The sequence below is a fragment of the Micrococcus sp. genome (genome assembly GCF_030523875.1).
Taxonomy (GTDB): domain Bacteria; phylum Actinomycetota; class Actinomycetes; order Actinomycetales; family Micrococcaceae; genus Micrococcus.
The window spans coordinates 37,077-43,808 of the sequence record NZ_JAUNHR010000002.1; the positions used below are offsets into that span (position 1 = coordinate 37,077).

8 protein-coding genes are annotated in these 6,732 nt (G+C 72.8%); 4 read left to right on the forward strand and 4 right to left on the reverse strand.

The window, feature by feature from the left end; translation table 11 throughout:
* Positions 1 to 10: 10 nt before the first annotated feature.
* Positions 11 to 541, reverse strand: a complete 531-nt coding sequence (locus tag Q4D18_RS00595; RefSeq protein WP_303124769.1) for a GNAT family N-acetyltransferase — start codon at positions 539 to 541, stop codon at positions 11 to 13.
* 35 nt (positions 542 to 576) lie between these two features.
* Between Q4D18_RS00595 and Q4D18_RS00600 the strand changes: the two genes are divergently transcribed.
* On the forward strand, positions 577 to 1,347 hold the full coding sequence (locus Q4D18_RS00600) for an HAD family hydrolase (RefSeq protein ID WP_303124771.1): 771 nt from the start codon (positions 577 to 579) through the stop codon (positions 1,345 to 1,347).
* 33 nt (positions 1,348 to 1,380) lie between these two features.
* Here the strand turns inward: Q4D18_RS00600 and Q4D18_RS00605 are convergent, their stop codons facing one another.
* Positions 1,381 to 1,836, reverse strand: coding sequence for an SRPBCC family protein (locus tag Q4D18_RS00605; RefSeq protein WP_303124772.1), 456 nt, complete (start codon positions 1,834 to 1,836; stop codon positions 1,381 to 1,383).
* Positions 1,837 to 2,113: 277 nt separating this feature from the next.
* Between Q4D18_RS00605 and Q4D18_RS00610 the strand changes: the two genes are divergently transcribed.
* From Q4D18_RS00610 to Q4D18_RS00620, 3 genes are all read left to right on the forward strand, one after another.
* Positions 2,114 to 2,350: a hypothetical protein gene (locus Q4D18_RS00610; protein WP_303124775.1), complete on the forward strand. Its 237-nt coding sequence runs from the start codon at positions 2,114 to 2,116 to the stop codon at positions 2,348 to 2,350.
* A 62-nt stretch (positions 2,351 to 2,412) separates the two neighbouring features.
* Positions 2,413 to 3,003, forward strand: coding sequence for a GIY-YIG nuclease family protein (locus Q4D18_RS00615; RefSeq protein WP_303124777.1), 591 nt, complete (start codon positions 2,413 to 2,415; stop codon positions 3,001 to 3,003).
* 100 nt (positions 3,004 to 3,103) lie between these two features.
* Positions 3,104 to 3,862, forward strand: a complete 759-nt coding sequence (locus tag Q4D18_RS00620; RefSeq protein WP_303124779.1) for an Ltp family lipoprotein — start codon at positions 3,104 to 3,106, stop codon at positions 3,860 to 3,862.
* 61 nt (positions 3,863 to 3,923) lie between these two features.
* Here Q4D18_RS00620 and Q4D18_RS00625 read toward each other — a convergent pair whose 3' ends face one another.
* Together Q4D18_RS00625 and Q4D18_RS00630 are read right to left on the reverse strand one after the other, a co-directional pair.
* Positions 3,924 to 4,853: a sugar ABC transporter permease gene (locus Q4D18_RS00625; RefSeq protein WP_303124850.1), complete on the reverse strand. Its 930-nt coding sequence runs from the start codon at positions 4,851 to 4,853 to the stop codon at positions 3,924 to 3,926.
* A gap of 104 nt (positions 4,854 to 4,957) precedes the next feature.
* Positions 4,958 to 6,571: an ABC transporter permease subunit gene (locus Q4D18_RS00630; protein ID WP_303124781.1), complete on the reverse strand. Its 1,614-nt coding sequence runs from the start codon at positions 6,569 to 6,571 to the stop codon at positions 4,958 to 4,960.
* Positions 6,572 to 6,732: the final 161 nt, after the last annotated feature.

Here is a 6,732-nt window from a genome sequence, read left to right on the forward strand (position 1 = left end):
GGCCGGGGGCTCAGGCCAGCGGCATCCCCATCACGGTGCGGGAGGCGATCCCGAGTGCCGCGAACACCTCGGCGGGCATGCCCGAGACGTCGTCGTCCACATGGGTCATGCCGATCTTCTCGGCCACCCGCAGCGAGGCCGTGTTCTCCGGATGGACGATCGCCACGAGTTCGTCCGCCAGGGCGCGCTCGCGGGCGAGATCCCGGCACGCCGCGGCGGCCTCGGTGGCGTAGCCGCGCCCCTGCCGGTCGGTGCGCACGTGGTAGCCGACCTCGAGCCGGCGCTCGCCGTTCACGGACTGCCAGGTCAGGCCGCAGTCCCCGAGGAAGGCGCCCTCGTGCGTCTCGATGATCCACAGCCCGTGCCCGTCCCGCAGGTACCGCGTCCGGTTGCCGGCGATCCAGAGGGCCGCCTCCTCGGGCGTCTTCGGGTCGGGGTAGTAGGCCATCACGGCCGGGTCGCCGAGCAGCGCGGCCATCGGGACGACGTCGGCCTCCGTCATCTCCCGGAAGCGCAGGCGGGCGGTGGGGGCGGGGAGCATGGGGCGAGCGTAGCCCCGCCGGTAGCGTGCGGGGCATGAGGATCGCCGCACTCGACGTCGACGGGACCCTGCTCTTCGAGGACCGGATCGCCCCGGAGACGGTGGCCGCCGTCCGGGACTGGCGCGCCGCCGGGCACCTGGCTGTCGCCGCCACCGGCCGCTCGACCGCCGCGTTCGAGCTCGCCCAGCGCTCCGGTCCCGTGGAGGTGGACTTCGGGATCCTGGCGACGGGCGCCGTCGTGGTGGACGCCGCCGGGCAGGTCCTGCACCGCCGCACCCTCTCCCGCGCCACGGTGCGGGGCGTGCTCGAGCAGGTGCGGGACATGCCGGAGGTGACCGCGTACGGCTCGGCGGTGGGGCAGGCGGACGGCCGGTTCTTCTCCACCCGCGCGGACGGCCGCGGCCACGCGCTCCTGCGCGAGGTGCGCGAGCTCGGCCCGGACGCCGCCGAGGCGGAGGACTTCGTCAGCATGCCCGTGTGGATCCCGGACGACGCCGAGCGCCGCCGCGTGGCCGACTGGGTGGAGGCCACGTTCGAGGACGCCGTGGTGCAGGTCAACGAGCACTTCGCGGACATCCTGCCGGCGGGCTCCACCAAGGGCGACGCCCTGGGCTGGCTGTTGACCCATCTGGGGGTCCCGCGGGAGGAGATCGAGCTGATCACGTTCGGCGACTCGTGGAACGACCTGTCCATGCACGCCGTGGCGGACCGCTCCTTCAGCTTCCCGTGGTCGCCGGAGCCGGTGCGGGCGGCCACGCACGAGGTGGTCGCCTCCGTGGCCGAGGCGCTGCCGCGCCTGGTCTGAGGGACCGGGGGCGGCGCCGCGGTCCGGAGCCGGTCAGACGACGCGCGTGAGGCGTCCCAGCGCGTACCCCATCAGCGGCCGGTAGGCCGCCAGCAGCCACCGCGGCCCGGTGACGGTCACGCCGGCGCGCGTGCCGGCGTCGTAGTGGTCCCCCGCGGGGGCGGAGGCGGGCTCCACGGTGTGCTCCAGGGCCATGCGCCACGGCCCGAGGCGGACGCCCCACGCCCAGGTGCGGGCGGACGCGTCCACGGCGGTCACCCGGAACGGGACGGGCACCGCCCACGCCGCGGTCACGACGCCCGTGGTGCCGGGGCGTATCACCGCGTCCGCGGTCTCGACGCCGGTCAGGTGCGGCGCCCAGGACGGCCAGCGGTCCGGATGCAGGTAGGCGGCCCAGACGTCGTCGGGCCGGGACGGGCCCGTGCGGGCGGTGTGGATCCGCCCCGGGCGGGCGAGGGCGGGCCGGGTGCGGCGCAGGCGGGGGAGCATGGGCCCACGATCCCATGGATGGCGCCGCAGGGGGCCTCTAGGGTCGGGGCATGAGAGGTTCTCCGGTCGATGACAGGGACGGAGTGCGGCGGGCCCCGGCGTGGGTGCGCGGGGGTGCGGTGATCCTCGTTCTCGCCCTCGGGGCGGGCCTCCCGGGCTGCGCGGTGGTGGACCGGGTGATCTGGGGGGCCGACGGGTACGCCGTGAAGGCGGCCGCCCGGGACGTGATCGCCGCGGCGCAGGAGGGGGAGGAGCCGAACCTGTGCCCGGGGCGGCCGTGGATCTGGGTGACCCCGCCGGCTGGTCGGGCGCCGGAGCCGGGGAGCCGGAGCCGTTCCGGGCGCGCTGGTGGTCGCAGGACGTCCAGGCCATGGGGCCTGACTGGGAGATCAACGTCGAGTCGGACTTCGACGCGGTCCGGGACAGTGACCGGCACCCCGGCTCCCTCGCCTTCCGCGAGGAGGGCGGCGGACTCTGCCTGGCCGGCCACCAGCCGGCCACGTTCACGGAGTGAGACGGGTTCCACATGCTGAACGCGGGTCCGTCCGGGGCGACTCGGTGAATCATCATGAACCCATGAGCACCCCGCACCCCGCCTTCACGCCCAGCCCGGCCACGGACGCCCTGCTCTCCCTGACCGCCGCCCGCGCGGTGCCCCATGCCGAGTTCGTGGCGGACGCGCCCGACTCCCCCGGCGTGGTGGGCGTGCACGTGGACCTCGACGGCGCCCGTCGCCTCGGCCTCACGGACCGCGCGCTCGCGGGCGGGCTCGTCTACGTGATCGCGGCGCCGGAGTCCCTGCGGGACCGCACGGTGCGCGCCCACTTCCAGTCCGGGCGCACGGCCGCCTCCCACCTGCGCGCCGGCCTGGCCGCGCTGCTCTCGGAGGACCTGGAGCTGGACGGCGTCCCGCGCAGCCCCGGCGTCTCCGGCCGGCGGGGCCTGACCTCGGACGCCGAGGAGGAGCTGACCGCCTGGATGCGCGCCCACCTGCGCCTGAGCTGGTGGGAGGCCCCGGAGGGCGTCGACGCCGCCGAGGTGGCCGCCGCGGTCACGCGCGAACTCTCCCCGGCGCTGCACTCCACCGGCGTGGACCGCCCGTGGGACCGCCTCGCCGAGCGCCGCCGCGCGATCGTCGAGCGCGCCCGCCGCTCCGCCACCCTCTGAGTCTGGCCTCGGGGGGGCGGGGCATCGGGCCCTGACTGTCAAGGGATCACCTGTGAGGATGAGGTGCGTCACAGGGTGGTCACTGCCAGGTGTCACCCGCTTGGCGCTCGCCCCGTCGTCCTCTGCGCCGACCTCGAGTCCGGCATCCGCTGAGGAGGCCGCCGCGGCGGGGTCGGAGGGGGACGACTCGCCGACGGCGGCGCCGGCTGCGGCTCCGACGGAGGGCGGGGAATCCGGGTCCGAGAGAGATGAGGAGTCCTCAGATACCTCGGCGGCTGCGGAGGCCGGCTCGGGTGAGGTCGCCGCGGCGCGCAACCAGGCACGGTCCTACCTCGAGTTCACGGGATTCTCGCGCACCGGTCTCATTGATCAGCTCGAGTACGAGGGCTACTCGAATGCCGTGGCCACCCAGACAGTCGACGGGATGGGCATCGACTTCGACGCGGAGGCTCTCCAGTCTGCAGAGGCCTACCTCGAGCACACCGCGTTCTCCGAGGAGGGTCTCCAGGGGCAGCTCGAGTTCGAGGGGTACACCCCGGAACAGGCGGCCGGAGCGGTGGCCGCCGTCGGCGTGGACACCGCGTCTGAGGCCGTGGAGTCCGCGCGGTCGTATCTGAAGCACTCCGGCATGTCCGAGTCCGGCCTGATCGACCAGCTCCAGTACGAGGGCTTCTCCGCGGAAGAGGCGATGTCCGCCGTTGAAGGCCTGGATGTGGACTGGGCCGCCGAGGCGGCGGAATCGGCCGCGTCCTATCTGGAGCACACGTCCATGTCGCGGTCGGCGCTCGTCGACCAGCTCGTCTTCGAAGGCTTCACGTCCTCCCAGGCTGAGGCGGGGGTGTCGGCAGCCGGCCTCTGAGCTCCTCGAGCCCACGACGCCGGGCGCCCCTTCGCGTGGAAGGGGACGCTCGGCGTCGTCGTCAGCCCTTCACGCCGCCGGCGGTGAGGCCGGAGACGATGTACTTCTGCAGGAAGAGGAACAGAGCCATCACCGGCAGGGCGGCCAGCACCGCGCCGGCGGCGAACACGCCCCAGTTCTCGGACCGGGTCTCCGAGACGTACCCGTACAGGCCCACGGCCAGGGTCTGCGCCTGCGGGTCGGTGAGGACCACGGAGGCGATCACGAACTCGGACACCGTGGAGATGAAGGACAGCAGCGCCACCACCGCGAGGATCGGCGTGACCAGGCGCAGGATGATCCGGAAGAAGATCTGCACGTGGGAGGCGCCGTCCAGCTTCGCGGCCTCGTCCAGGGACGTGGGGACCGTGTTGAAGAAGCCGTACATCAGGTAGGTGTTCACGCCCAGCGCGCCGCCGAGGTAGACCATGATCAGGCCCAGGTGCGTGCCGATGCCCAGCGCGGGCACGATGTCCCCGATCCAGTTCAGCAGCAGGAAGATCGCGACGACGGCCAGCAGCTGCGGGAACATCTGCACCAGCAGCAGGGTCAGCAGGCCCACGCGCCGGCCCCGGAAGCGCATCCGCGAGAACGCGTAGGCGGCCAGGGCGCCGAGGAACACGGTGGCCACCGAGGTCACCACGCCGATGATCAGGGTGTTCATGAACCACCGGCCGAACGGGCGCTGCTGGTCCTGGAACAGGTCCACGTAGTTCTGCGTGCTGAACGCGCTGAACAGCGTGTTGGAGCTGGCCATCGTGCCGGTCGGGTCGAAGGACGCCGAGAGCACGTACAGCAGCGGGAAGAGGGAGAACGCGCTCGCCAGCACGCCCACGGCGTGCCGCCAGCCGTCCTCCTTGAGCCAGCGGCCGAAGCCGCGCTGGGAGCCGGAGGGGCCGTCGTCGTCCCAGCGGATCGGGTCGGCCTCCTGGGCGGCCAGCGCCGCGGCCATGCCGGTGGCGGCCCGGGCGGGGGCGGCGGACGCCGTGACGGTGGCCGTGTCCGGCCCGGGGACGTCCCGGGGTCCGCGGGGGTCCTGGCGTGCGGGGGAGCTGCTCACGAGTTGATCTCCTCGAGGGCCTTGGTGCGGCTGAAGCTGAGGGCGGAGACGGTGGCCACGATCAGGAAGATCACGATCGACAGGGCCGAGGCGAGGCCGAAGTCACGGCCCACGCCGGAGAAGGCCGTCTTGTAGACCACCGTGATCAGGATGTCCGTGGCGCCGATGTTGCCGGAGGCGTCCGGGAACTGCGGGCCGCCGCCGGTCAGCATGTAGATGATGTTGAAGTTGTTGAAGTTGAAGGCGAACGAGGAGATCAGCAGCGGCGCCACCGACACCAGCAGCAGCGGGAGCTTGATGGAGCGGAAGATCCGCCACGCGCTCGCGCCGTCCATCTTGGCGGCCTCGTCCACGTCCTCCGGGAGCGACTGGAGGGCACCCGTGGTCACCAGGAACATGTAGGGGAAGCCGAGCCACAGGTTCACCAGCAGGACGGAGAACTTGGCGAGCCACGGGTCCGTGAGCCACTGGATGTCCGCCCCGCCGAACAGGGTGTTGTTGACGAACCCGAACTCCGGGTTCAGCAGGCCGGACCACACGAGGCCGGACAGGAACGCCGGGAAGGCGTAGGGGAGGATCATCAGCACGCGGTACATGCGGCGCCCGCGCATGGTGGCCTTGTTGAAGGTGATGGCCAGCAGCAGGCCGAGCACGAAGGTGCTCGCCACGGACAGCAGCGCGAAGGCGAAGGTCCACACGGTCACCCGGATGAGCGGGTCCCGCAGCTGGGGGTCGGTGAAGGCCTTGGTGAAGTTCTCCATGCCGACGAACACGCGCCAGCCGTTCTGCAGGGTGCTGCCGTCCTCCGCGGCGAACTGCCCCTCGCCGTTGTCGCGGTAGACGGTGCCGTCCTGGCTGTCGGTGAAGGTGTCCGTGGCCTCGTCGTATCTCAACGCCGGGGCGTAGGCGTAGGCGACCGAGCCGTCCTGGGTCTTGAGGGAGCCCGCGGCGGGGTCGTCCGTGAGCGGGACGTCCAGCTCGGCGACCTCGCCCTGCCGGCTCAGCAGGTCGCCGAAGGTGAGGGAGGTGTACCCGTCCGCGGAGACGGGCCGGTCGCCGGAGACCTCGGCCTCCACGGGCTCGAGAGGGCTCTCCGAGGAGCCGACCATCGCCTGCCCGTCCTGGACGGTGAGCAGGTGCAGCTCCCCACCGCGGTCCACGACGGTGACCGGGTAGGCGGGGGAGTCCGGCACGCGCACGCTCGACGAGCGCTGGATGGCCTCGATGGCGGCGGGCTTGTCCGAGTTGTGGCCGTCGCCGTAGTTCGTGAAGGCGATGTACGAGGAGTACAGCACCACGAACACCTGGAACAGCACCAGGAAGAACACACCCGGGGCCAGGTACTTCGCCGGCAGGCCGCCGCGGCGGAGGTAGATCCAGTTGATCAGCAGGGTCACGGCCAGCGTCAGGGCGAAGACCACCCAGTCGCCGGCGGCGGCGAGCTGGAACAGCACGAAGCCCGCGAAGGCGTCCACGAGTCCCAGCAGGACGATCTTGACCAGGGTGCCCGTCAGCCCGTCGGGGCCGCGTCCGGCTGCACCGCGACGCCCGGCGGGGGCGTCGTCGTCGATGGCGCGCGTGCGGTCCGGCGCCGTGGAAGTCGTGCTCATGGTCCCTCATCCGGCCCGGACGGGCCCTCGGTGGTGTGCGGCGTGGGTGCGCCTCCGGCGACCGCCACGGCCGCCGGAGGCGAGCGTCCCGTCGCGGGCCCGCAACGCGGCCCGCCACGGGCCCGGGCGGGTCCAGTCCCCAGCGTTGCCGCCCGGTCCGA